16 protein-coding genes and 4 pseudogenes are annotated in these 21,104 nt (G+C 71.9%); 10 read left to right on the top strand and 10 right to left on the bottom strand.

Going from position 1 to position 21,104, the window contains the following annotated elements; translation table 11 throughout:
* Positions 1-13: 13 nt before the first annotated feature.
* Positions 14-1,111 (top strand): annotated as a pseudogene (locus A8W25_RS32440) (M1 family metallopeptidase); the annotation flags it as partial.
* Positions 1,112-1,139: 28 nt separating this feature from the next.
* Here A8W25_RS32440 and A8W25_RS16090 read toward each other — a convergent pair.
* The 5 genes from A8W25_RS16090 to paaA are packed head-to-tail and all read right to left on the bottom strand — an operon-like array spanning position 1,140 to position 4,727.
* Positions 1,140-2,195 carry a 2Fe-2S iron-sulfur cluster-binding protein gene (locus A8W25_RS16090; protein WP_067162101.1) on the bottom strand — a complete coding sequence of 352 codons (1,056 nt, stop codon included), beginning with the start codon at positions 2,193-2,195 and terminating at the stop codon, positions 1,140-1,142.
* Positions 2,196-2,714 carry a 1,2-phenylacetyl-CoA epoxidase subunit PaaD gene (gene paaD, locus A8W25_RS16085; protein ID WP_067162099.1) on the bottom strand — a complete coding sequence of 173 codons (519 nt, stop codon included), beginning with the start codon at positions 2,712-2,714 and terminating at the stop codon, positions 2,196-2,198.
* Positions 2,708-3,442 (bottom strand): 1,2-phenylacetyl-CoA epoxidase subunit PaaC, encoded by a 735-nt coding sequence (gene paaC, locus A8W25_RS16080; protein ID WP_067162098.1) that lies wholly within the window; start codon positions 3,440-3,442, stop codon positions 2,708-2,710. The genes paaD and paaC overlap by 7 nt, the downstream gene beginning before the upstream one ends.
* Positions 3,439-3,726, bottom strand: a complete 288-nt coding sequence (gene paaB, locus A8W25_RS16075) for a 1,2-phenylacetyl-CoA epoxidase subunit PaaB (protein ID WP_067162096.1) — start codon at positions 3,724-3,726, stop codon at positions 3,439-3,441. The genes paaC and paaB overlap by 4 nt, the downstream gene beginning before the upstream one ends.
* Positions 3,723-4,727, bottom strand: a complete 1,005-nt coding sequence (gene paaA, locus A8W25_RS16070) for a 1,2-phenylacetyl-CoA epoxidase subunit PaaA (RefSeq protein WP_067162094.1) — start codon at positions 4,725-4,727, stop codon at positions 3,723-3,725. Before paaA ends, paaB begins: the two co-directional genes overlap by 4 nt.
* A gap of 296 nt (positions 4,728-5,023) precedes the next feature.
* Between paaA and A8W25_RS16065 the strand changes: the two genes are divergently transcribed.
* Both A8W25_RS16065 and A8W25_RS16060 read left to right on the top strand, forming a co-directional pair.
* Positions 5,024-6,223, top strand: coding sequence for an HTTM domain-containing protein (locus tag A8W25_RS16065; RefSeq protein ID WP_067162092.1), 1,200 nt, complete (start codon positions 5,024-5,026; stop codon positions 6,221-6,223).
* Entirely contained in the window at positions 6,220-6,918 is a 699-nt protein-coding gene (locus A8W25_RS16060) for a TrmH family RNA methyltransferase (protein ID WP_067162091.1), read from the top strand. The genes A8W25_RS16065 and A8W25_RS16060 overlap by 4 nt, the downstream gene beginning before the upstream one ends.
* 25 nt (positions 6,919-6,943) lie before the next feature.
* On the opposite strand, the gene paaN is transcribed toward A8W25_RS16060, so the two are convergent.
* The gene (paaN, locus tag A8W25_RS16055; RefSeq protein ID WP_067162089.1) at positions 6,944-8,617 is read right to left on the bottom strand and encodes a phenylacetic acid degradation protein PaaN; all 1,674 of its coding nucleotides are present in this window, start codon (positions 8,615-8,617) and stop codon (positions 6,944-6,946) included.
* A gap of 121 nt (positions 8,618-8,738) precedes the next feature.
* Between paaN and A8W25_RS16050 the strand changes: the two genes are divergently transcribed.
* Both A8W25_RS16050 and A8W25_RS16045 read left to right on the top strand, forming a co-directional pair.
* Positions 8,739-10,265, top strand: coding sequence for a 3-hydroxyacyl-CoA dehydrogenase (locus A8W25_RS16050; RefSeq protein WP_067162087.1), 1,527 nt, complete (start codon positions 8,739-8,741; stop codon positions 10,263-10,265).
* Positions 10,262-10,855 carry a TetR/AcrR family transcriptional regulator gene (locus tag A8W25_RS16045; protein WP_067162085.1) on the top strand — a complete coding sequence of 198 codons (594 nt, stop codon included), beginning with the start codon at positions 10,262-10,264 and terminating at the stop codon, positions 10,853-10,855. The genes A8W25_RS16050 and A8W25_RS16045 overlap by 4 nt, the downstream gene beginning before the upstream one ends.
* A gap of 82 nt (positions 10,856-10,937) precedes the next feature.
* On the opposite strand, the gene A8W25_RS16040 is transcribed toward A8W25_RS16045, so the two are convergent.
* Positions 10,938-11,435, bottom strand: coding sequence for an Lrp/AsnC family transcriptional regulator (locus A8W25_RS16040; RefSeq protein WP_107470710.1), 498 nt, complete (start codon positions 11,433-11,435; stop codon positions 10,938-10,940).
* A gap of 174 nt (positions 11,436-11,609) precedes the next feature.
* Here A8W25_RS16040 and pdhA point away from each other — a divergent pair.
* The 4 genes and pseudogenes from pdhA to A8W25_RS32435 form a co-directional block, all read left to right on the top strand.
* Positions 11,610-12,759: pseudogene (gene pdhA, locus A8W25_RS16035) on the top strand (pyruvate dehydrogenase (acetyl-transferring) E1 component subunit alpha).
* Complete coding sequence (locus A8W25_RS16030) at positions 12,756-13,760, top strand: alpha-ketoacid dehydrogenase subunit beta (protein WP_067162081.1); 1,005 nt, start codon at positions 12,756-12,758, stop codon at positions 13,758-13,760. Before pdhA ends, A8W25_RS16030 begins: the two are co-directional and overlap by 4 nt.
* Positions 13,760-15,112 carry a dihydrolipoamide acetyltransferase family protein gene (locus A8W25_RS16025; RefSeq protein WP_067164117.1) on the top strand — a complete coding sequence of 451 codons (1,353 nt, stop codon included), beginning with the start codon at positions 13,760-13,762 and terminating at the stop codon, positions 15,110-15,112. Before A8W25_RS16030 ends, A8W25_RS16025 begins: the two co-directional genes overlap by 1 nt.
* Positions 15,113-15,292: 180 nt before the next feature.
* A pseudogene (locus A8W25_RS32435) lies at positions 15,293-15,787 on the top strand (NTP transferase domain-containing protein); the annotation flags it as partial.
* A 54-nt stretch (positions 15,788-15,841) separates the two neighbouring features.
* On the opposite strand, the gene A8W25_RS16020 reads toward A8W25_RS32435, so the two are convergent.
* Together A8W25_RS16020 and A8W25_RS16010 are read right to left on the bottom strand one after the other, a co-directional pair.
* The gene (locus A8W25_RS16020) at positions 15,842-16,369 is read right to left on the bottom strand and encodes a bacterial proteasome activator family protein (RefSeq protein ID WP_067164116.1); all 528 of its coding nucleotides are present in this window, start codon (positions 16,367-16,369) and stop codon (positions 15,842-15,844) included.
* Between the two features lie 607 nt (positions 16,370-16,976).
* Positions 16,977-18,584 carry a protein kinase domain-containing protein gene (locus A8W25_RS16010; protein ID WP_067162078.1) on the bottom strand — a complete coding sequence of 536 codons (1,608 nt, stop codon included), beginning with the start codon at positions 18,582-18,584 and terminating at the stop codon, positions 16,977-16,979.
* 298 nt (positions 18,585-18,882) lie between these two features.
* Here A8W25_RS16010 and A8W25_RS16005 point away from each other — a divergent pair, with 298 nt between their 5' ends.
* Positions 18,883-20,631, top strand: coding sequence for a protein kinase domain-containing protein (locus A8W25_RS16005; RefSeq protein ID WP_067162077.1), 1,749 nt, complete (start codon positions 18,883-18,885; stop codon positions 20,629-20,631).
* A 19-nt stretch (positions 20,632-20,650) separates the two neighbouring features.
* On the opposite strand, the pseudogene A8W25_RS16000 reads toward A8W25_RS16005, so the two are convergent.
* Positions 20,651-21,076 (bottom strand): annotated as a pseudogene (locus A8W25_RS16000) (phosphotransferase); the annotation flags it as partial.
* Positions 21,077-21,104 lie beyond the last annotated feature (28 nt).

Here is a 21,104-nt window from a genome sequence, read left to right as displayed (position 1 = left end):
CAGCATGGCCCCCATGTCCGTACTGACGCGCGACGAAGCGCAGACCCGTGCCCGGCTCCTCGACGTCCAGCGGTACGAGATCGAGCTCGATCTCACCACCGGCGAGGAGACCTTCGACTCCCAGACCGTCATCCATTTCACCGCACGCGCGGCCGGGGACACGTTCGTCGAGGTCAAGCCGGCCACCCTGCGCTCGGTCAGTCTCGACGGACAGCCGCTGGACCCCGCCGCGCTGGTCGAGAACCGCCTCGCGCTCACCGGTCTCACCGAGGGCCCGCACGAGCTGCGCGTCGAGTCGCGGATGACGTACTCGCACACCGGCGAGGGGCTGCACCGCTTCACCGACCCGGCCGACGGCGAGGCCTACCTCTACACCCAGCTCTTCATGGAGGACGTGCAGCGCGTCTTCGCCGCCTTCGACCAGCCCGACCTGAAGGCCGTCTTCGACCTCACGGTCACCGCGCCCGAAGGCTGGACCGTGCTCGCCAACGGCATCACCGAGCACCTGGGCGAGGGCCGCTGGAAGGCCGCCACCACCCCGCTGCTCTCCACCTACTTCGTGGCGCTCGCCGCCGGCCCCTGGCACTCGGTCACCACCGAGCACGCGGGCCTGCCCTTCGGCCTCCACTGCCGCCGCTCGCTGGCGCCGTACCTGGACGCCGACGCCGACGAGCTCTTCGAGATCACCCGGCAGTGCTTCGACCGCTACCACGAGAAGTTCGACGAGCCCTACCCCTTCGACTCGTACGACCAGGCCTTCGTGCCCGAGTTCAACGCGGGCGCCATGGAGAACCCGGGCCTGGTCACCTTCCGGGACGAGTTCATCTACCGCTCGGCCGTCACCGACACCGAGCGCCAGACCCGCGCCATGGTCGTCGCGCACGAGATGGCCCACATGTGGTTCGGCGACCTGGTCACCCTGCGCTGGTGGGACGACATCTGGCTGAACGAGTCGTTCGCCGAGTACATGGGCTACCAGACCCTCACCGAGGCCACCCGCTTCACCGACACCTGGGTGGACTTCGGCATCGCCCGCAAGGCCTGGGGCTACGACGCCGACCAGCGCCCCTCCACCCACCCCGTCGCCCCGGACCCCGACGCGGTGCCCGACCCTCCCCCCCGCCTCACCTCACCTCACCTCACCGATCGAAGTCCAGCTCCACTTCCTTGGTCGCCGGGTGGGACTGGCAGGCCAGCACATAGCCCGCCTCGGTCTCGTCCTCTTCCAGGGCGAAGTTGCGGTCCATCCGCACCTCCCCCGAGACCAGGAACGCACGGCAGGTGCCGCACACCCCGCCCTTGCAGGCGTACGGGGCGTCCGAACGGGCCCGCAGCACCGTGTCCAGGAGCTTCTCGCCGTCCTGGACCGGCCAGGTGCCGGAGCGGCCGTGCAGCGTCGCGGTCAAGGTGGCGTGCGCCGGGGCCGAGGCCGCCGCGGTGCTCTGCGTGGGGGCCTCGTCGACGTGGAAGATCTCCTCGTGGATGCGGCCGCGTGCGACGCCCAGTTCGCGCAGGGCCCGCTCGGCGCCCTGGACCAGACCGAACGGTCCGCACAGGTACCAGCCGTCGACCTCCTCCACCGGGAGCAGCGCGGGCAGCAGCGCCGCCAGCCGTTCCTGGTCGAGCCGGCCGGAGGGCAGTCCGGACTGCTGCTCTTCCCGGGAGAGCGCGGTGACCAGCTGGAAACGGTCGGGGAAGCGGTCCTTGAGGTCGGCCGTCTCCTCCAGGAACATGGTGGACGACACCGTACGGTCGCTGCGTATGAGGCAGAAGCGAGCCTCGGGCTCCCGCTCCAGCAGGGTCGTGGCGATCGACAGCACCGGGGTGATGCCGCTGCCGCCGACGACGGCCACGAAGTATCCGGCGCGGGGCTCCAGGATGAAGCGGCCCATCGGCTCCATGACGTCGACGACGTCCCCGACGGTGAGTTCCTTGAAGGCGTACGTGGAGAACTCGCCGCCTTCGACGAGGCGGATGCCGACGCGCAGCACGGGTGCGGCGGGCTGTTCGACGGAGGGTGCGCAGATCGAGTACGTGCGGCGGATCTCCTGGCCCTGCACGATGCGGCGCAGTGCGAGGTGCTGGCCGGGGCGGTGCCGGTAGGCCTCGCGCAGGTCCGGCGGCACGTCGAAGGTGACGGTCACCGAGTCGTCCGTGAGCCGTTCGACCTCGCTCACCCGGAGTGGATGGAACATCTACAACTCCTTGAAGTGGTCGAACGGTTCGCGGCAGGCCACGCAGCGGCGCAGTGCCTTGCACGCCGTGGAGGAGAACCTGCTCAGCAGCTCGGTGTCGGTGGAGCCGCAGTGGGGGCAGCGCACGGAGAGGGTGAGGGCGACGGGGCCCTCGGTGCTGTGGGGCCGGGGCGGCGCTATCCCGAACTCCGCCAGTTTGCGGCGGCCTTCGGCGCTGATGTCGTCGGTCGACCAGGCGGGGGAGAGCACCCGGACGACCGAGACGTCCGGGATTCCGTTCTCGTGCAGCACCTGTTCGATGTCGGCGGTCATCGCTTCTATGGCGGGGCAGCCGGTGTACGTGGGGGTCAGCCGGACGGTGACCTTGCCGGGGCCCTCCAGGTGGACTCCGCGCAGGACGCCGAGCTCCTCCAGGGTGATCACGGGCAGTTCGGGGTCGGGGACCGATCCGGCGAGCCGGGCCAGTTCCTGTTCCAGGGGTGTCATGTCGGCTGTGGCCGTGGCGGTGCTGGTCACCATGTCGCCCCCGGGTGGCTGCGGTGCAGGTGCTGCATTTCTGCGAGCATCCGCCCGAACGGTTCGGTGTGCAGGCCCTGGCGGCCGGCTCCGGCGGCCCAGGCGCCGTTCCTGGGTCCTTCGGGGACGGTGAGGGTGGCCTGCCGCAGCACGGAGGTGACGGAGGCCAGCCAGGTCTGCTCGGTCTCCTGCCAGTCGATGTCGACGCCGTCGACGGGCTGGAACATCTCTGCGGTGAACCGCCACAGTGCCTCGCACGCGTGCTGCATCCGCCGGTGGCTCTCCTCGGTGCCGTCGCCCAGGCGCAGGGTCCACTGTTCGGCGTGGTCCTGGTGGTAGGCCACTTCCTTGACGGCCTTGGCGGCGAGCCCGGCGAGTTCGCCGTCGGCTGCCGCGAGCTGTCCGTAGAGCAGCTTCTGGTAGGTCGAGAAGTAGAGCTGGCGGGCGATGGTGTGGGCGAAGTCGCCGTTGGGCTGCTCGACCAGCTGGAGGTTGCGGAAGGCCCGCTCCTCGCGCAGATAGGCCAGCTCGTCCTCGTCGCCCGCGAGGGAGAGCAGGACGCGGGCCTGGCCGAGCAGGTCGAGGGCGATGTTGGCGAGGGCCACTTCCTCTTCGAGGACGGGGGCGTGTCCGGCCCACTCCCCCAGCCGGTGCGAGAGCACCAGCGCGTCGTCGCCGAGGACCAGCGCGGCGGTGGCCGTCGTCTGCTCCGGGGTCGGGGTGGCCGTCACAGGTGCTTCACTCCGTCCGGGATCTCGTAGAAGGTCGGGTGGCGGTAGGGCTTGTCGCCGGCCGGTTCGAAGAAGGAGTCCTTCTCGTCGGGGGAGGAGGCGGTGACGGCGGTGGAGGGCACCACCCAGATGGAGACGCCTTCGGAGCGGCGGGTGTAGAGGTCGCGCGCGTTGCGCAGGGCCATCTGGGCGTCCGGGGCGTGCAGGCTTCCGGCGTGGGTGTGGGACAGTCCGCGGCGCGAGCGCACGAACACCTCCCACAGCGGCCATTCGTGTGCGGTCATGCCGTCGCCTCCCCGTTCGTGTGCTGCTTGGTCGCGTACGCGGCTGCCGCGTCGCGGACCCAGGCGCCGTTTTCGTGGGCGTGGCGCCGCTGGGTGATCCTTTGTTCGTTGCACGGGCCGTTGCCCTTGAGGACGTCCCAGAACTCGGTCCAGTCGATCGTCCCGAAGTCGTGGTGTCCCCGCTCCTCGTTCCACCGCAGGGCGGGGTCGGGGAGGGTGAGGCCGAGGGCCTCGGCCTGGGGGACGCAGATGTCGACGAAGCGCTGGCGCAGCTCGTCGTTCGAGTGGCGCTTGATCTTCCAGGCCATGGACTGCGCCGAGTGGGACGACTCGTCGTCGGGCGGGCCGAACATCATCAGCGAGGGCCACCACCAGCGGTCCACCGCGTCCTGCGCCATCGCGTGCTGTTCCGGGGTGCCCTGGGAGAGGGCGAGGAGCAGTTCGTAGCCCTGGCGCTGGTGGAAGGACTCCTCCTTGCAGACGCGGACCATCGCCCGTGCGTACGGCCCGTAGGAGCAGCGGCAGAGGGGGACCTGGTTGGTGATGGCGGCGCCGTCCACGAGCCAGCCGATGGCGCCGACGTCGGCCCAGGTCAGGGTGGGGTAGTTGAAGATCGACGAGTATTTCTGGCGGCCCGAGTGGAGCTTGTCGAGGAGCTCGTCGCGGCTGACGCCGAGGGTTTCCGCCGCGCTGTACAGATACAGCCCGTGGCCTGCCTCGTCCTGCACCTTCGCCATGAGGATCGCTTTGCGGCGCAGTGAGGGCGCGCGGGTGATCCAGTTGGACTCGGGCTGCATGCCGATGATCTCGGAGTGGGCGTGCTGCGCTATCTGGCGGACCAGCGAGGCCCGGTAGGCCTCGGGCATCCAGTCGCGCGGCTCGATGCGCTCGTCTGCGGCCACGGCGGCGTCGAACGCGGCCTCGTACGCCGCCGCGTCCTTCTCGTCCGCCGCTGGTGAGCCGTGCTTGTTGGTGCCGGTCTCCGCGGTCACTGCCGTCATCCGAGCTCCCTGCCGAGCGGTCGATTCCGGGCCGTCCGCCGGGCCACTAGCGCCCGACCGATCGTTCGGTCCATTGACTTCAATGGTGAGTCGACGGCCCGTAGGGTGTCAACCCTGTGGATAACCCAGTGGAGCCGACCGGGATCGGGGCGGGATGGATTCGTACGACGAGAAGGACGGGCCGGGTGGGGAGGAGCAGCCCCGGCGGCCCGAGCCCGACGCCGCCGACGGCGGCCCGCAGGCCGCCCCTGGCACTGCCGCACCCGCTCCGAGCAGCGAAGACGTGGCCCCGAGCAGTGACGGCCCACGCGCCGGCCCCCGACTCCAAGCCCGCCCAGGCCCTGCGCCGGGTCACGGGCGCCGCGCTCGGCCCGTACCAGAGCGCCGTCGTCCGCATCGGCTTCTCCGCGACCTGGCTGCTCTTCCTGCTGCGCGAGCTGCCGCACCGCCGCGAGCTGTACGGCCCGGACGGCCCGTGGAGCTGGGACATGGCCCAGCGGCTCGTCGACGGCAACCACGCCTTCACGGCGCTGCTGTGGACGGACAGCACGCTGTGGTTCGAGGTCGTGTACGCCGTCGCCGTGCTCTCCAGCGCGCTGCTGATGCTCGGCTGGCGCACCCGCACCATGTCCGTGCTGTTCATGGTGGGCGTGCTGTCGCTGCAGAATCGGTCCGTCTTCATGGGGGACGGCGGCGACAACGTCATCCACCTCATGGCGATCTATCTGGTGCTCACCCGCTGCGGCCAGGTCTGGTCGCTGGACGCGCGCCGGCGCGAGCGGGCCGCTGCCCGCGCCGCCCGCTCCGGCGAGCCGGTGACGGACCGGGTGGGGCCCGTGCTGTGGGCCGTCCTCGGTGTCGCCCTCGTCGCCGTCACGCTGCTCGGTGACGCCGGCGGTGGCTGGCTGCTGATCTTCTGGGCGCTGTGGGTCGTACAGGCGCTGTGGTGGGCGGCCGGGCGGTACGCGCAGGGCGACCCGCGCGCCCTGCTCGACGTCGTCGCCAACCTCGCGCACAACGCCACCATGGTCGTGATCATGGCCGAGGTCTGTCTGATCTACGCGACCGCCGGCTGGTACAAGATCCAGGGGTCGCGCTGGCAGGACGGCACCGCGCTCTACTACCCGCTGCACCTGGACTACTTCTCGCCCTGGCCCGCCCTCTCCGACGTCCTCGGCGGCAGCGGCCTGATCGTCATGCTGCTCACTTACGGAACGGTCGCCGTCCAGGTGGCGTTCCCGTTCACGCTCTTCAATCGCCGGGTCAAGAACGTCCTGCTGGTGGCGATGATGATGGAGCACGCGGGCATCGCCCTGCTGCTCGGGCTGCCGTTCTTCTCGCTCGCGATGATCGCGGCGGACGCGGTGTTCCTGCCGACCGGGTTCCTGCGCTGGCTGGGCGGCCGCATCGGGCGGCTGCGCGAGCGGCTGGCGCGGCGGGCGGCCCCGCAGCGGCGTACGGAGGAGGAGCAGCGGCCCCGTACGCTCGTGGCGTGAGCAGCGAGACCAGCCCCAGCCCTTCCCCCTCCGCCGAGTCCCCGGCGCAGGAGCCGCTTCAGTACGACGACGGCTATACGCCCGAGGTCGGGGTGGGGCCGCACCCGCTGCCCTGGCCGCAGGGGGAGCGGTACGACCCGGAGCTGCTCGCCCACGGCGACCGGCGCAACGTCGTCGACGCCTACCGCTACTGGACGCGCGAGGCGATCGTCGCGGACCTGGACACCCGCCGCCACGACTTCCATGTGGCGGTGGAGAACTGGGGCCATGACTTCAACATCGGCTCCGTCGTACGGACCGCCAACGCCTTTCTGGCGAAGGAGATCCACATCGTGGGGCGGCGGCGCTGGAACCGGCGCGGCGCGATGGTCACCGACCGCTACCAGCATGTGCGCCACCACCCGGACACCGAGTCGCTGACGGCGTGGGCGGCCGCCGAGGGGCTGCCGATCATCGGGATCGACAATCTGCCGGGCGCCGTGCCGCTGGAGCGCACGGTGCTGCCCCGGCGGTGTGTGCTGCTCTTCGGGCAGGAGGGGCCGGGGCTCACCGAGCAGGCACGCGAGCACGCCTCGGCGGTGTGCTCGATCGCCCAGTTCGGCTCGACCCGGTCGATCAACGCGGGTGCGGCGGCCGCGATCGCGATGCACGCGTGGGTGCAGCGCTACGCCACGATCCCGGACCCGGCGCTCTGAGGCGGCCGGGTCCGGTACGCGCGCGTCAGGCCTGGCGGCGGACCTCCACCACCCGGAAGCGGTTGGCCACGAACGCGCCGTCGCACAGGGCCGCGTTCGCCGCCGGGTTGCCGCCCGAGCCGTGGAAGTCGGAGAACGCCGCCGTCTGGTTGACGTAGACCCCGCCCGTCAGGTTCAGGGAGAGCTGGGCGGACTCCTCCAGGCAGACCTCCTCGACCGCGCGCTCCACCTCCTGCGACGTCGTGTACGCGCCGACGGTCATCGCGCCCTTGTCGCGGACCGTGCGCCGCAGCAGCTCCAGCGCGCCAGCCGTGGAGTCGACCGCCACGGCGAAGGAGACCGGGCCGAAGCACTCCGACAGGTAGGCCGCCTCCGCGTCCGGCTTGGCGCCGTCCAGCTTGACGATCACCGGGGTGCGCACCACCGCGTCCGGGAAGTCCGGGTTGGCGATCTCCCGTGAGGGCAGGGCGACTTCGCCGAGCCCGGCAGCGGCTTCCAGGCGGGTCTTCACGTCCGGGTTGACCAGCGCGCCCAGGATCGCGTTGGCGCGCGCGTCGTCACCGAGCAGCCCGCCGACCGAGGCGGCGAGGTCGGCCACCACCTCGTCGTAGGACTTCGCTCCCGCGTCGGTGTCGATGCCGTCGCGGGGGATCAGCAGGTTCTGCGGGGTGGTGCACATCTGGCCGCTGTAGAGGGACAGCGAGAAGGCCAGGTTGGAGAGCATCCCCTTGTAGTCGCCGGTGGAGTCCACGACGACCGTGTTGACGCCGGCCTTCTCGGTGTAGACCTGCGCCTGGCGGGCGTTGGCCTCCAGCCAGTCGCCGAAGGCGGTCGACCCCGTGTAGTCGATGATCCGGATCTCGGGGCGGACGGCCAGCGTCTTGGCGATGCCCTCGCCGGGACGCTCGGCGGCCAGCGCCACCAGGTTCGGGTCGAAGCCCGCCTCCGCCAGGACCGCACGGGCGATCTGGACGGTCAGGGCGAGCGGCAGCACCGCGCGCGGGTGCGGCTTGACCAGGACGGGGTTGCCGGTGGCCAGCGAGGCGAACAGGCCCGGGTAGCCGTTCCACGTCGGGAAGGTGTTGCAGCCGATCATCAGCGCGATGCCGCGCGCGGTGGGGACGAAGGTCTTGCTGAGCTCCAGCGGGTCGCGCTTGCCCTGCGGCTTGGACCAGTGCGCCGTGTCCGAGGGGGTGCGGGTCTGCTCCTGGTACGCGTACGCCACCGCTTCCAGGCCGCGGTCCTGGGCGTGCGGGCCGCCCGCCTGGAAGGCCATCATGAAGGCCTGGCCGCTGGTGTGCATGACCGCGTGCGCCAGCTCCGGGGTGCGGGCGGAGATACGGGAGATGATCTCCAGGCAGACCAGGGCGCGCAGCTCGGGCCCGGCCTCCCGCCAGGCGCCCATGCCGGCCTTCATCGCGGGCAGCAGCACCTCCAGGTCGGGGTGCGGGTAGGTGATGCCCAACTCGGTCCCGTACGGGGAGACTTCCGCTCCCGTCCAGTCGTCGGTGCCGGGCTGGTCCAGGTCGATGCGGGTGCCGAGCAGCGCGTCGAAGGCGGCCCTGCCGTCGTTCTCGTACGCCTTGGGGTGCTCGGGGTGGGGGGACCAGTACGCGCGTGTGCGGATCGCTTCCAGGGCCTGGTCGAGCGTGGTCCGGTGGGTCTCGGTGAGCTGCTGGGGGCTGAGCTGGGCGGCCATACGGACCCACTCCTCGTCGAGCTGGGCAGGGACGGGCGGACAGAGTTAGAGTAACCGAACGATCGGTCGGGACAAGGGGGTCCGTCGAACCTGTGGACAACTCATCGGGGAGGATCGCGTCATGACCGCCATCGAACAGAGCCCCGCCGTCGGGCCGGACCGCGCCGTCGCCGTCGTCGGCACCGGGACCATGGGACAGGGCATCGCCCAGGTGGCCCTGGTCGCCGGGCACCCCGTGCGGCTGTACGACGCCGTCCCCGGCAGGGCGCGGGAGGCCGCGGCGGCCGTCGCGGCCCGCCTGGAGCGGCTCGTCGAGAAAGGCCGGATCACATCGGCGGGGCGCGACGACGCACTCGCCCGGCTGCACCCGGCCGAGGAGCCGGCCGAGCTCGCGGACGCCGCGCTGGTCATCGAGGCGGTCGTCGAGCAACTCGGCGTCAAGCAGCGGCTCTTCACGGAGCTGGAGGAGATCGTCGCCGAGGACTGCCTGCTCGCCACCAACACCTCCTCCCTGTCCGTGACCGCTGTCGCGGGCGCCCTGCGCCACCCGGGCCGCTTCGTCGGGCTGCACTTCTTCAACCCGGCGCCGCTGCTCCCCCTCGTCGAGGTCGTCTCCGGCTTCGCGACCGAGGAAGCGGCCGCCACGCGCGCGTACGAGACGGCCAAGGCGTGGGGCAAGACGCCGGTGCGCTGCGCCGACACCCCGGGCTTCCTGGTCAACCGCATCGCGAGGCCCTTCTACGCGGAGGCCTTCGCGGTGTACGAGGAGCGCGCCGCCGACCCCGCCACCATCGACGCCGTGCTGCGCGAGAGCGGCGGCTTCGCCATGGGCCCCTTCGAACTGACCGACCTCATCGGCCAGGACGTCAACGAGGCCGTGACCCGCTCGGTGTGGGAGTCCTTCTTCCAGAGCCCCAAGTTCACCCCCTCGCTGGCCCAGCGCAGGCTGGTCGAGTCGGGCCTGCACGGCCGCAAGAGCGGCCGCGGCTGGTACGCGTACGGGGACGGCGCGGTGCGCCCCGAGCCGCACACCGCCGAGCCGGCCGAGGCGCCCGGCGCCGTCACGGTCGTCGGTGACCTCGGCCCCGCCGCCGAGCTCGTCGCGATGATGCGCGAAGCGGGCATCGAGGTGAAGACCACCGACTCCGGTGGCCCCTACATCGGGCTGCCGGGCGACGGCCAGCTCGTCCCGGCCGACGGACGCACCTCCGTCGAGTACGCGGACGTCGTCTACTTCGACCTCGCCCTCGACTACCGGGGTGCGACGCGCATCGCGCTCTCGGCGAGCGAGGACACCTCCACGCGCGCGGTGAGCGAGGCCGTGGGCCTCTTCCAGAAGCTCGGCAAGAAGGTCAGCGTGATCGGGGACGTCCCCGGCATGATCGTCGCCCGTACGGTGGCGATGCTCGCGGACCTCGCCGCCGACGCGGTCGCCCGGGGCGTCGCCACGCCCGAGGACGTCGACACCGCGATGCGCCTGGGCGTCAACTACCCGCTCGGACCCGTCGAGTGGAGCCGCAGGCTGGGTCAGGACTGGGCGTACGACCTGCTCTCCGCGATGCACGAGCGCTGCCCCACCGGCCGCTACGCCCCCTCGCTCGCCCTCTACCGGCAGTCGTACAGCAACGGCGAGGAGACCGCCTCATGACCACCGCCAAGCGGGACACGTACACCCCGGAGACCCTGCTCACGGTCGCCGTGCGGGTCTTCAACGAGCGCGGCTACGACGGCACCTCCATGGAGCACCTGTCCAAGGCGGCCGGCATCTCCAAGTCGTCGATCTACCACCATGTGGCGGGCAAGGAGGAGCTGCTGCGGCGCGCCGTCAGCCGCGCCATCGACGGCCTGTTCGCTGTCCTGGACGAGCCGGGAGCCACGCGCGGGCGCCCGATCGAGCGGGTCGAGTACGTCACCCGGCGCACGGTCGAGGTGCTGATGGCGGAGCTGCCGTACGTCACGCTGCTGCTGCGCGTACGCGGCAACACCAAGACCGAGCGCTGGGCGATGGAGCGCCGCCGGGAGTTCGACCAGCGCGTCTCGGACCTGCTCAAGGCCGCGGCCGCCGACGGCGACCTCCGTACGGACATCGACATACGCCTGGCCACCCGGCTGCTCTTCGGCATGGTGAACTCCCTGGTGGAGTGGTACCGGCCGCAGCGCGAGTCGGAGGCGGAGCGCGCCCAGGTCACCGAGGCGGTCGTCCACCTGGCCTTCGACGGGCTGCGCACCCACCCCTGACGCACCCGCCTCTGACGCGCGCGTGCCGTTGCTTCCCCCGGACGCCCCCAGACGACCCCTCTGACGGCGCCGGCCGCCGGGCCTACGGCGTGCCGGGGCCCGGGTCCAGGTCGGTCTCCTCGAAGACCAGCAGGGTGCGGGTGGACAGCACTTCGGGGATCGACTGGAGCTTGGTGAGGACCAGTTCGCGCAGCGCCCGGTTGTCCGGCGAGTGCACCAGCAGCAGCACGTCGAAGTCACCGCTGACCAAGGCGATGTGGGCGGCTCCCGGCAGCGCCTGGAGCTGCTCGCGGACCGTGCGCCACGAATTCTGGACGATCTTGAGCGTGATGTAGGCGGACGCGCCCTGGCCCGCCCTCTCGTGGTCCACACGCGCGGTGAAGCCGCGGATCACCCCGTCGTCCAGCAGACGGTTGATCCGGGCGTAGGCGTTGGCGCGGGACACGTGCACACGCTCGGCCACGGAGCGTATCGAGGCGCGCCCGTCGGTCTGGAGCATGCGCAGGATGTCGCGGTCGACGGCGTCCAGCGGCCGCGCCGCCGCGCCCTGGCCCTCGTCGGCCATTTGTTCAGCTGCCATGTCCCCCCGCCTCCTTAGCATGGACGACCTGTCTCTATCCCAGGCTGTGCAGAACCGTTTGTCCACAGGCTCGCGGTGCCTGTAGCCAAAATGCGCTCTCGACCGAACAATCGGTAGGTGAGGCGCATCACACTGTCGTGCCTCCTTCCCGCTCCCACGAGGAGGTGCTTCGTCATGACGGTTCAAGAGCTGCCCGGTGCCGGTGCCGCCGCCTACCGGCCCACCCCTCCCCCTGCCTGGAGGCCCCCGCACCGACCCCGCCCCGCTGCTCCCGGACCCCGAGCCGTACCGCGTGCTCGGCACGGGCGCCCCGCTCGACCGCACCCTGATGCTGCGGCTGTACGCGGAACTGATCCGCGGCCGGCGGTACAACGCGCAGGCCACCGCCCTCACCAAGCAGGGCCGCCTCGCGGTCTACCCGTCCTCCACCGGCCAGGAGGCCTGCGAGGTCGCGGCCGCGCTGGTGCTCCAGGAGCAGGACTGGCTCTTCCCCAGCTACCGGGACACCCTCGCCGCCGTCGCCCGCGGACTCGACCCCGTACAGGCCCTTACCCTGCTGCGCGGCGACTGGCACACCGGATACGACCCGCACGAGCACCGCATCGCACCCCTGTGCACGCCGCTGGCCACCCAGCTCCCGCACGCGGTGGGCCTGGCCCACGCCGCGCGTCTCAAGGGTGACGACGTGGTGGCGCTCGCCATGGTCGGCGACGGCGGCACCAGCGAGGGCGACTTCCACGAGGCGCTGAACTTCGCGGCCGTCTGGCAGGCCCCGGTCGTCTTCTTCGTGCAGAACAACGGCTTCGCGATCTCCGTGCCGCTGGCCAAGCAGACCGCGGCCCCCTCCCTCGCCCACAAGGCCGTCGGGTACGGGATGCCGGGCCGGCTGGTCGACGGCAACGACGCGGCGGCGGTCCACGAGGTGCTGGCCGACGCCGTGGCGCGCGCCCGCCGTGGCGGCGGCCCCACGCTGATCGAGGCCGTGACGTACCGGATCGAGGCGCACACCAACGCCGACGACGCCACCCGCTACCGGGTGGACGCCGAGGTGGAGGCGTGGCGCGACCACGACCCGATCCAGCTCCTGGAGGCCGAGCTGACCAGCCGCGGGTTCCTCGACGACAGCGCGAAGAAGGCCGCGGCCGAGGCCGCGGAGAGCATGGCCGCCGCCCTGCGCGAGCGGATGAACGCGGACGCGGAGCTCGACCCCATGGACCTCTTCGCGCACGTCTACGCACAGAAGACGGCCCAGCTGCGCGAACAGGAGGCCCAGCTGCGGGCCGAGCTGGCGGCGCACGAGGACGAGCACGAGGGGGAGCGATGACCACGGTCGCGGCGAAGCCCGCCACCATGGCGCAGGCGCTGCAGCGCGCGATGCGCGACGCGATGGCCGAGGACCCCACGGTCCATGTCCTCGGAGAGGACGTGGGCACGCTCGGCGGGGTCTTCCGGATCACCGACGGTCTCGCCAAGGAGTTCGGCGAGGACCGCTGCACCGACACCCCGCTCGCCGAGGCCGGCATCCTCGGCACGGCCGTCGGCATGGCGATGTACGGGCTGCGGCCCGTGGTGGAGATGCAGTTCGACGCCTTCGCCTACCCGGCGTTCGAGCAGCTGATCAGCCATGTCTCCCGGATGCGCAACCGCACGGGCGGCTCCATGGGCATGCCGCTGGTGGTGCGGGTGCCGTACGGGGGCGGGATCGGCGGTGTCGAGCACCACAGCGACTCCTCCGAGGCGTACTACATGGCGACCCCCGGGCTGCACGTGGTGACGCCCGCCACCGTCGAGGACGCGTACGGGCTGCTGCGCGAGGCCATCGCCTCCGACGACCCGGTCATCTTCCTGGAGCCCAAGCGGCTCTACTGGTCGAAGGCCGAGTGGTCGCCGGACGCGCCCACCGAGGTGGCGCCGATAGGCAAGGCGGTCGTGCGCCGCCCCGGCCGCAGCGCCACGCTGATCACCTACGGCCCCTCCGTCCCGGTCTGCCTGGAGGCGGCCGAGGCGGCCACGGCCGAGGGCTGGGACCTGGAAGTCGTCGACCTGCGCTCCCTGGTGCCCTTCGACGACGAGACGGTGTGCGCGTCCGTGCGGCGTACGGGCCGGGCCGTCGTCGTCCATGAGTCGACCGGCTTCGGCGGCCCCGGCGGCGAGATAGCGGCCCGGGTCACCGAGCGCTGCTTCCACCATCTGGAGGCGCCGGTGCTGCGCGTCGCCGGGTTCGACATCCCGTACCCGCCGCCGATGCTGGAGAAGCACCATCTGCCGGGCGTGGACCGGGTCCTGGACGCGGTGGCGCGGCTGCAGTGGGAGGCGGGGAGCTGATGCCCAAGGTCCTGGAATTCAAGCTGCCGGACCTCGGTGAGGGCCTCACCGAGGCGGAGATCGTGCGCTGGCTGGTCGCGGTGGGCGACGTCGTGGCGATCGACCAGCCGGTGGTCGAGGTCGAGACCGCCAAGGCGATGGTGGAGGTGCCGTGCCCCTACGGGGGCGTGGTGACGGCGCGGTTCGGTGAGGAGGGCACGGAACTGCCCGTCGGCGCGCCCCTGCTGACCGTCGCCGTCGGCGCGCCCGAGGCGGCCGACGCCGAGTCCTCGGAGTACTCGGGCAATGTGCTGGTCGGCTACGGGACGGGCGAGGCCGTGCGGCGGCGCCGCCGGGTGCGCCCGGCGCCGGTGGGCGCCGCCCCCGCCGCCGCGCCGGTGACGCCCTCCGTCCCCCCGGCGGAGGCCGCGCCGGGCCACGCGCGCGCCGCCGCTCCGGCCGCCGCGCGCGTGGCCGCGCCCACTGCGGCGACCGGCCCCGTGCCCGTCATCTCGCCCCTCGTACGGAAGCTGGCCCGTGAGAACGGGGTGGACCTGCGCGGGCTGACCGGTTCCGGGCCCGAAGGGCTGATCCTGCGCGGTGACGTGGAGTCGGCGCTGCGGGCGGAGGCCGAGCCGGTGACGGCGGCGGCACCCGTGCCGGTGGCGGCCGGTTCCGCCACCGCCGGTACGCGGATACCGCTGCGCGGGATACGGGGCGCGGTGGCCGACAAGCTGTCGCGCAGCCGGACCGAGATCCCGGACGCGACGTGCTGGGTCGACGCGGACGCCACCGAACTCATGGCGGCGCGGGCCGCGATGAACGCGGTGGGCGGACCGAAGATCTCCGTACTGGCGCTGCTGGCCCGGATCTGCACGGCGGCCCTCGACCGCTACCCCGAGCTCAACTCGACGGTGGACACGGCGGCGCGGGAGATCGTGCGGCTGCCCGCGGTGCACCTGGGCTTCGCCGCCCAGACCGAGCGGGGCCTTGTCGTGCCGGTCGTACGGGACGCGCAGGCGCGCGGCGCGGCGTCGCTGAGCGAGGAGTTCGCGCGGCTGACCGAGGCGGCCCGGGCGGGCACCCTGACGCCCGGCGACCTGACCGGCGGCACCTTCACCCTGAACAACTACGGGGTGTTCGGGGTGGACGGCTCCACGCCGATCATCAACCACCCCGAGGCCGCCATGCTGGGAGTCGGCCGGATCATGGCCAAGCCGTGGGTGCACCAGGGCGAGCTGGCGGTACGTCAGGTCGTCCAGCTGTCGCTGACGTTCGACCACCGGGTGTGCGACGGCGGCACGGCGGGCGGCTTCCTGCGGTACGTGGCGGACTGTGTGGAGCAGCCGGCGGTGCTGCTGCGCTCGCTCTAGCCGGGCAGGGACAGCCGGGCAGGAACGTCGGGCAGGGAGTGTCGGGAGGGTGGCGGCGGGCGCCGCCACCCTCGCGCCCCGTCGCTGCCCGCGCCCGGGGGCGCGCTGCCTCTCGCGCCCCGGGCAATACCCCTCGTACCCCTCGTACCCCTCATGTCGTGCGCGCCGCATACTGCTGGGATGACGACGCCCTATGACGCCATCGTGCTCGCCGGAGGGGCCGCGCGGCGGCTCGGCGGGGCCGACAAGCCCGGGGTGCGGGTGGGAGGCAGGGCGCTGCTCGACCGGGTGCTGGCCGCCTGTACCGGGGCCGGGGTCACCGTGGTCGTCGGGGGGCGCCGCACCACGGCGCGGCCCGTGCGGTGGACGCGGGAGGAGCCGGCCGGGGGCGGGCCCCTCGCCGCCCTGGACGCGGGACTGCGGCTGACCACCGCCCCCTCGGTGCTCGCGCTCTCCGCCGACCTTCCCTTCCTGGGGGAACCCACCGTCGAGGGCCTCCTCGACGCGCTCGGCAGCGGCGGGCGCGAAGGCGTCCTGTGCGTCGATGAGAGCGGGCGGGCGCAGCCGCTCGTCGCCGTCTACCGGGCCGAGCCGCTCCGCCGCGAGCTCGCCCTCCTCGCGGCCGAACACGGGGGCCTCGGGGGCCTCCCCCTGCGGCTGCTGACCCGGGAACTCCCGGGGACTCCGTCCCCGGGCCCTGGGCGGGGCCTTCGCCCCTCTCCCCAACTCCTACAAGTACGGCCCCGACCGCACCCCCGGCCCGTCCTCGTCGTCGTGTGGAGCGCCCGGCGGGAGGGCGCGGCGCATTTGTTCCAGTTGGGCTCGGGCTGCCATTTGCTGCGCGAACAGGGCCGTCTGGATGCCGTGGAAGAGGCCTTCCAGCCAGCCCACCAACTGGGCCTGGGCGATGCGCAGTTCCGCCTCGGAGGGGATCGCCTCGTCCGTGAAGGGGAGCGAGAGGCGTTCCAGCTCCTCGACCAGTTCGGGGGCCAGGCCGTCCTCCAGCTCCTTGACCGAGGAGGCGTGGATGTCCTTCAGGCGTACGCGGCTCGCCTCGTCCAGAGGAGCCGCGCGTACTTCTTCCAGAAGTTGCTTGATCATGCTGCCGATGCGCATGACCTTGGCAGGCTGTTCGACCATCTCCGTCACCGGGACCTCGCGCGACTCGTCGTCACCGCCGCCGATGGCCATGCCGTCCTGTCCGACGACCAGGATGTGGGGGCTGTCCGGCGACTGTTCGTTCCTCGGCATCTCCATGCCGTCCATTCTCTCGCACACGTGCCTCACATCACGTTGTGCCCCCGGGGAGCTGTGATCCACCCCTTGGGAGGGGAAGGGAATGCGTCAGGTGCGGCGCAGGCGCAGCGCGAGGAACGCCAGGCCCAGGCCCGTCAGGCTCAGGCCCGCACCCATCGACAGGACGTGGACGCGGAGCTCCGATGTCGTGGACATACGGGACGGCGGGCTCCTGCGCGCCACCGCCGGTTGCGCGCTCGGCGCCGGCGGCGGGGTCGGCGACTGGAACGCGTCGGCCATCGGCTGCGCCGACTCGTCCGGTACGTAGGGGAGGGTGCCGGGAGGGCGTCCGGGCCGGGCCCGGCCCTCTCCGGCCCGGTTGCCGGCGAACCGCTGGTCGAGAGGGGAGGCGGCGGGCGCCGCCGGGTCCTCGGCGTACGCGGGTCCTCGGCGTACGCGGGCGGGGTCACGAGCAGCAGGCCCGACGCCAGCGCGGCACCCGCGCCGAGCGTCCCGAGCCGTGCCCGGAGCCGTCCCCGGAGCCCTGAAGCCATACGGCCAGCGTCACATGGGCCGACCGGGCGGGCATCCCGGGTGCGTCACTCGGGTGCACCCGGGACGGGATCTCCTACTGCTGAGGCGGGTTGCCCGACGACACCGTCAGTGTGAACTGCGCCGACTTGGGGTCGACGTCGGTGCCCGACGCCGGGAACTGCGTCACCACCGTGTCCTGGCCCCACTGGCCGTTGTCCACGGTGTTGGTCTCGATCTTCCAGCCCGCCGCCTGGAGGCACGACTTCACCGAGAGGATGTCCTTGTAGGTGAAGTCCGGCGCCTGGACCTTCGACGGGTCGAGCGGCGACTTCGAGGGGCTGGTGCACTTGGTGGTCTCCAGCGTGCGGCTGCGCTCGGGACCCTTGTGGCCGGCGACGGCCTCGCCGGACGGCTTGTCGCTGCCGCCCTCCGAGCCGTCGTCCTTGTTCAGCGTCAGCGCCGTGATCAGGCCGCCGACCGCCAGGAGCGCCACCGCGATCGCGCCGATGATCACCGGGGTGTTCTTCTTCGAGGAGCCGCCGCCGCTCGCCGCGGGCGCCGGGGAGATCGTGTACGGCGGCGGGGTGTGCTGCGCGGGCATCGGGGCCTGCGGCTGCATCTGCTGCTGCGGGTAGCCGTACGACGGCTGCGGCGTGGGGGCCGGCGTCGGCGGGCCGTACGGGCTCGCCTGGTACGGCGTCTGGACGCTGCCCTGGTAGCCCTGCTGGGCCGAGGAGTCCAGCGGAGGGAAGACCGTCGAGCCGACGCCCTGGCCGCTGGAGACCGGGCCGCCGCCGGTGATCACCGGGGCCGCGCCGGTCTGGCCGCTGGCGGAGATACGGGCGATCTCGTCGCGCATCGCGGCCGCGCTGGGGAAGCGCTCGTTCGGGTTCTTCTTCAGCGCGCGGGCCACCAGCGCGTCCACGGCCGGCGGGATGGACCGGTTGACCGAGGAGGGCGCGACCGGCTCCTCCTGGACGTGTGCGTACGCGATCGCCAGCGGCGAGTCGGCGTCGAACGGGATCCGGCCGGTGATCAGCTGGAAGAGCATGATGCCGACCGAGTACAGGTCGGAGCGGGCGTCGACGCCCCGGCCCAGCGCCTGCTCGGGCGAGAGGTACTGCGGGGTGCCGACGACCATGCCGGTCTGGGTCATCGAGGTGACGCCGGACTGCATGGCGCGCGCGATGCCGAAGTCCATGACCTTGACCACGCCGCGCTTGGTCACCATCACGTTGCCGGGCTTGATGTCGCGGTGGACCAGGCCCATCTCATGGCTGACCTCAAGGGCCGCCAGTACGTCGGCGGTCATCTTCAGGGCCTTGTCGGCGGGCATCGCGCCGTACTGCTGGATGTCGGTGTGCAGCACCGAGCCGAGCGGCTGGCCCTCCACGTACTCCATGACGATGTACGGCATCGTCGTGCCGCCCAGCTCGTCCTCACCGGTGTCGAAGACCGACACGATGTTGGTGTGCTGGAGCTTGGCGACGGCCTGCGCCTCACGGCGGAAGCGCTCGCGGAACGACGCTTCCCGGCCGAGTTCGGTGTGCAGCGTCTTGATCGCCACCTGGCGGTCAAGGGCGGCGTCGTACGCCAGGTAGACCGAGGCCATACCGCCTTCGCCGAGGAGGTCGCGCAGCTGGTAGCGCCCGCCCGCGATGGAGCCGCCCGCATAGCGGCCCTGTGCGCCGTCCTGGCTCATGACTGTGCATCCCCCTTGGCGCGAAGGCCAGTGATGATCCTCGAAATTTTCAGGCCAAGTCTGCCCGAGGGGTACGACACGTCAAGCCGGGTGCCCGTTCCGTGACCGTACGCGCAAGAAGCGTCTCGTAAGCGTTACAGGAATCGCATGGAATTTGCATGGGTACACGCGGAACCGATTGGATGGCCGGTCCATCCCGAACCGGCGGCCTGTACGAACGCTGTAGCGTGCACTACTGCACAACCGTAAGACCGCAAGGAACCACCGCTGACGCGGCCAGACACGACGGCGAGGACTGATGGCACCCGAACCCGAGGGAAACGGCGCCGGGATGCCCGATGCGCAGGACCATGAGTCGTGGGTCGGCGGACTCGTCGGTGACGGCCGCTACCGGCTGACGCACCGGCTCGGCCGGGGCGGCATGGCGGAGGTCTTCGCGGCGGAGGACGTACGTCTGGGCCGTACGGTCGCGGTGAAGCTGCTCCGCGCCGACCTCGCCGAGGACCCGGTCTCCAAGGCCCGCTTCACGCGCGAGGCGCAGTCGGTGGCCGGTCTCAACCACCACGCGGTGGTGGCGGTGTACGACTCGGGCGAGGACGTGGTGGGCGGCCAGACCGTCCCCTACATCGTGATGGAGCTGGTCGAGGGCCGCACCATCCGCGACCTTCTGGTCCAGGCGGACGCGCCGCCGCCGGAGCAGGCGCTGATCATCGTCTCCGGTGTCCTGGAGGCGCTGGCGTACTCGCACCAGCACGGCATCGTGCACCGCGACATCAAGCCCGCCAACGTGATCATCACGCACACCGGCGCCGTGAAGGTGATGGACTTCGGCATCGCGCGCGCCCTGCACGGCGCGCAGTCGACGATGACGCAGACCGGCATGGTCATGGGCACGCCGCAGTACCTCTCGCCGGAGCAGGCGCTCGGCAAGGCCGTCGACCATCGCTCCGACCTGTACGCGACGGGCTGCCTGCTGTACGAACTGCTCGCGCTGCGCCCGCCCTTCACCGGCGAGACACCGTTGTCAGTGGTGTACCAGCACGTCCAGGACATCCCGGTTCCGCCGTCGCAGGTCGCCACTGTGGCGCCGCCGGAACTCGACGGCCTCGTCATGCGTTCTCTCGCCAAGGACCCGGACGACCGTTTCCAGTCCGCCGAGGAGATGCGCGGCCTGGTCCAGTACGGACTGCAGATGCTCCAGGCGCAGGGCGGCCACACCGGCACCTGGAACACCGGTCCGGTCGAGGTCATGCACGAGGGCGCCCACACCGCCGCCATGGGCATGACCACGCCGACCACCGCCATGGGCCACCCCGGGCACGGGGAGACCTCGCAGTTCCGCGGTCCGATCCTGCCGCCGATGAACCCGGACGACGGCGGGTACGACGGGGGTTACGGCTCGGGCGGCTACAACAACGGCGGCTACAACGGCAACGGCCGCCGCTCGGGCGGCGGCCGGGGCAAGGTCGTCCTGTTCGTGGTGCTCGCGATCATCGCGATCGCGGCGGGCGTGGCGTTCGCGATGAAGGCGGCGGAGAACAAGGACGGCGGTCAGACGCCGAAGAAGCCGGCGGTCTCCAACTCTCCGTCGCCGTCGGACGAGTCGAAGACCTCGCCGAGCCCCGACGACCAGGCCAGCCGCAGCCAGGACCAGACCTCGACGACGGGCGGCGGCTACCCGGATCCGTACACGCCGTCGCCCAAGCGCAGCAAGAAGCACTCGCCCTCGCCCGGCACCAACCAGGGCACCACGTCCGGGACGAGCCAGGGCACGACCTCGGGCACCGACCAGGGCAGCACGTCCGGTACGGACCAGGGGACGACGGCCGGCACGGACGAGGGCACCACCACGGGCACCACGTCCGGTACGGACCAGGGGACGACGGCCGGTACCGACCAGGGCACGACCACGGGCACCAGCACGGGGACGAGCCAGGGAACCAGCACCGGGACGACCACCGGCACCACCGCGGGGACGAACCAGGGCACGACCACCGGTACGACCGCGGGTCAGAGCGCCGGGGGCAGCACGCCCAAGACGCCCTGAGGCACCGGGTGTTCGCGTCTCACCCCGCGAACGCCTCGCACACCGCCTCGTATTCACGGGTCCACCAGACCGCAAGGGCCGACGCCGCAGGGAACTGCGGGTCGGCCCTTCGGTCGTGGAGCTGGTAGCGCCAGCGCAGGATCCAGAAGTCGTTGAGCCGCTCCCACCACACGCGGTGGACGGCGGCGGCGAGCTCCGCCGGGTCCGCGCCGGTGGCTCCCCGGTAGGCGCGCGAGTACGCGCGCACCTTGTCCAGCTCCAGCTCCCCGGCCGGGCGTACGAAGAAGATCACGGCGGCCCGTACCGCCTCCTCGGCGCGGGGCTGGACGCCGAGGCGGTCCCAGTCGACGATCGCGGCGGGCTCCTTGCCGCGGTAGAGCAGGTTCAGCGGGTGGAAGTCGCCGTGCACCCAGCCGCCGGCGTCCTGCGGGGGCGGGCGGCGGTGGGGGCCCCCGCCCACCCCCGGAACCGGA

The sequence above is a fragment of the Streptomyces sp. ERV7 genome (assembly GCF_001653515.1).
Classification (GTDB): Bacteria; Actinomycetota; Actinomycetes; order Streptomycetales; family Streptomycetaceae; genus Streptomyces.
This window is presented reverse-complemented; position numbering and strand designations above follow the sequence as displayed.

Coding starts and splice junctions, on each gene's coding strand:
- A8W25_RS16090 (WP_067162101.1), bottom strand. CDS start 2,195: ATGTTCCATCCACTCCGGGTGAGCGAGGTCGAACGGCTCACGGACGAC.
- paaD (WP_067162099.1), bottom strand. CDS start 2,714: ATGGTGACCAGCACCGCCACGGCCACAGCCGACATGACACCCCTGGAA.
- paaB (WP_067162096.1), bottom strand. CDS start 3,726: ATGACCGCACACGAATGGCCGCTGTGGGAGGTGTTCGTGCGCTCGCGC.
- paaA (WP_067162094.1), bottom strand. CDS start 4,727: ATGACGGCAGTGACCGCGGAGACCGGCACCAACAAGCACGGCTCACCA.
- paaN (WP_067162089.1), bottom strand. CDS start 8,617: ATGGCCGCCCAGCTCAGCCCCCAGCAGCTCACCGAGACCCACCGGACC.
- A8W25_RS16050 (WP_067162087.1), top strand. CDS start 8,739: ATGACCGCCATCGAACAGAGCCCCGCCGTCGGGCCGGACCGCGCCGTC.
- A8W25_RS16045 (WP_067162085.1), top strand. CDS start 10,262: ATGACCACCGCCAAGCGGGACACGTACACCCCGGAGACCCTGCTCACG.
- A8W25_RS16040 (WP_107470710.1), bottom strand. CDS start 11,435: ATGGCAGCTGAACAAATGGCCGACGAGGGCCAGGGCGCGGCGGCGCGG.
- A8W25_RS16030 (WP_067162081.1), top strand. CDS start 12,756: ATGACCACGGTCGCGGCGAAGCCCGCCACCATGGCGCAGGCGCTGCAG.
- A8W25_RS16025 (WP_067164117.1), top strand. CDS start 13,760: ATGCCCAAGGTCCTGGAATTCAAGCTGCCGGACCTCGGTGAGGGCCTC.
- A8W25_RS16020 (WP_067164116.1), bottom strand. CDS start 16,369: ATGGAGATGCCGAGGAACGAACAGTCGCCGGACAGCCCCCACATCCTG.
- A8W25_RS16010 (WP_067162078.1), bottom strand. CDS start 18,584: ATGAGCCAGGACGGCGCACAGGGCCGCTATGCGGGCGGCTCCATCGCG.
- A8W25_RS16005 (WP_067162077.1), top strand. CDS start 18,883: ATGGCACCCGAACCCGAGGGAAACGGCGCCGGGATGCCCGATGCGCAG.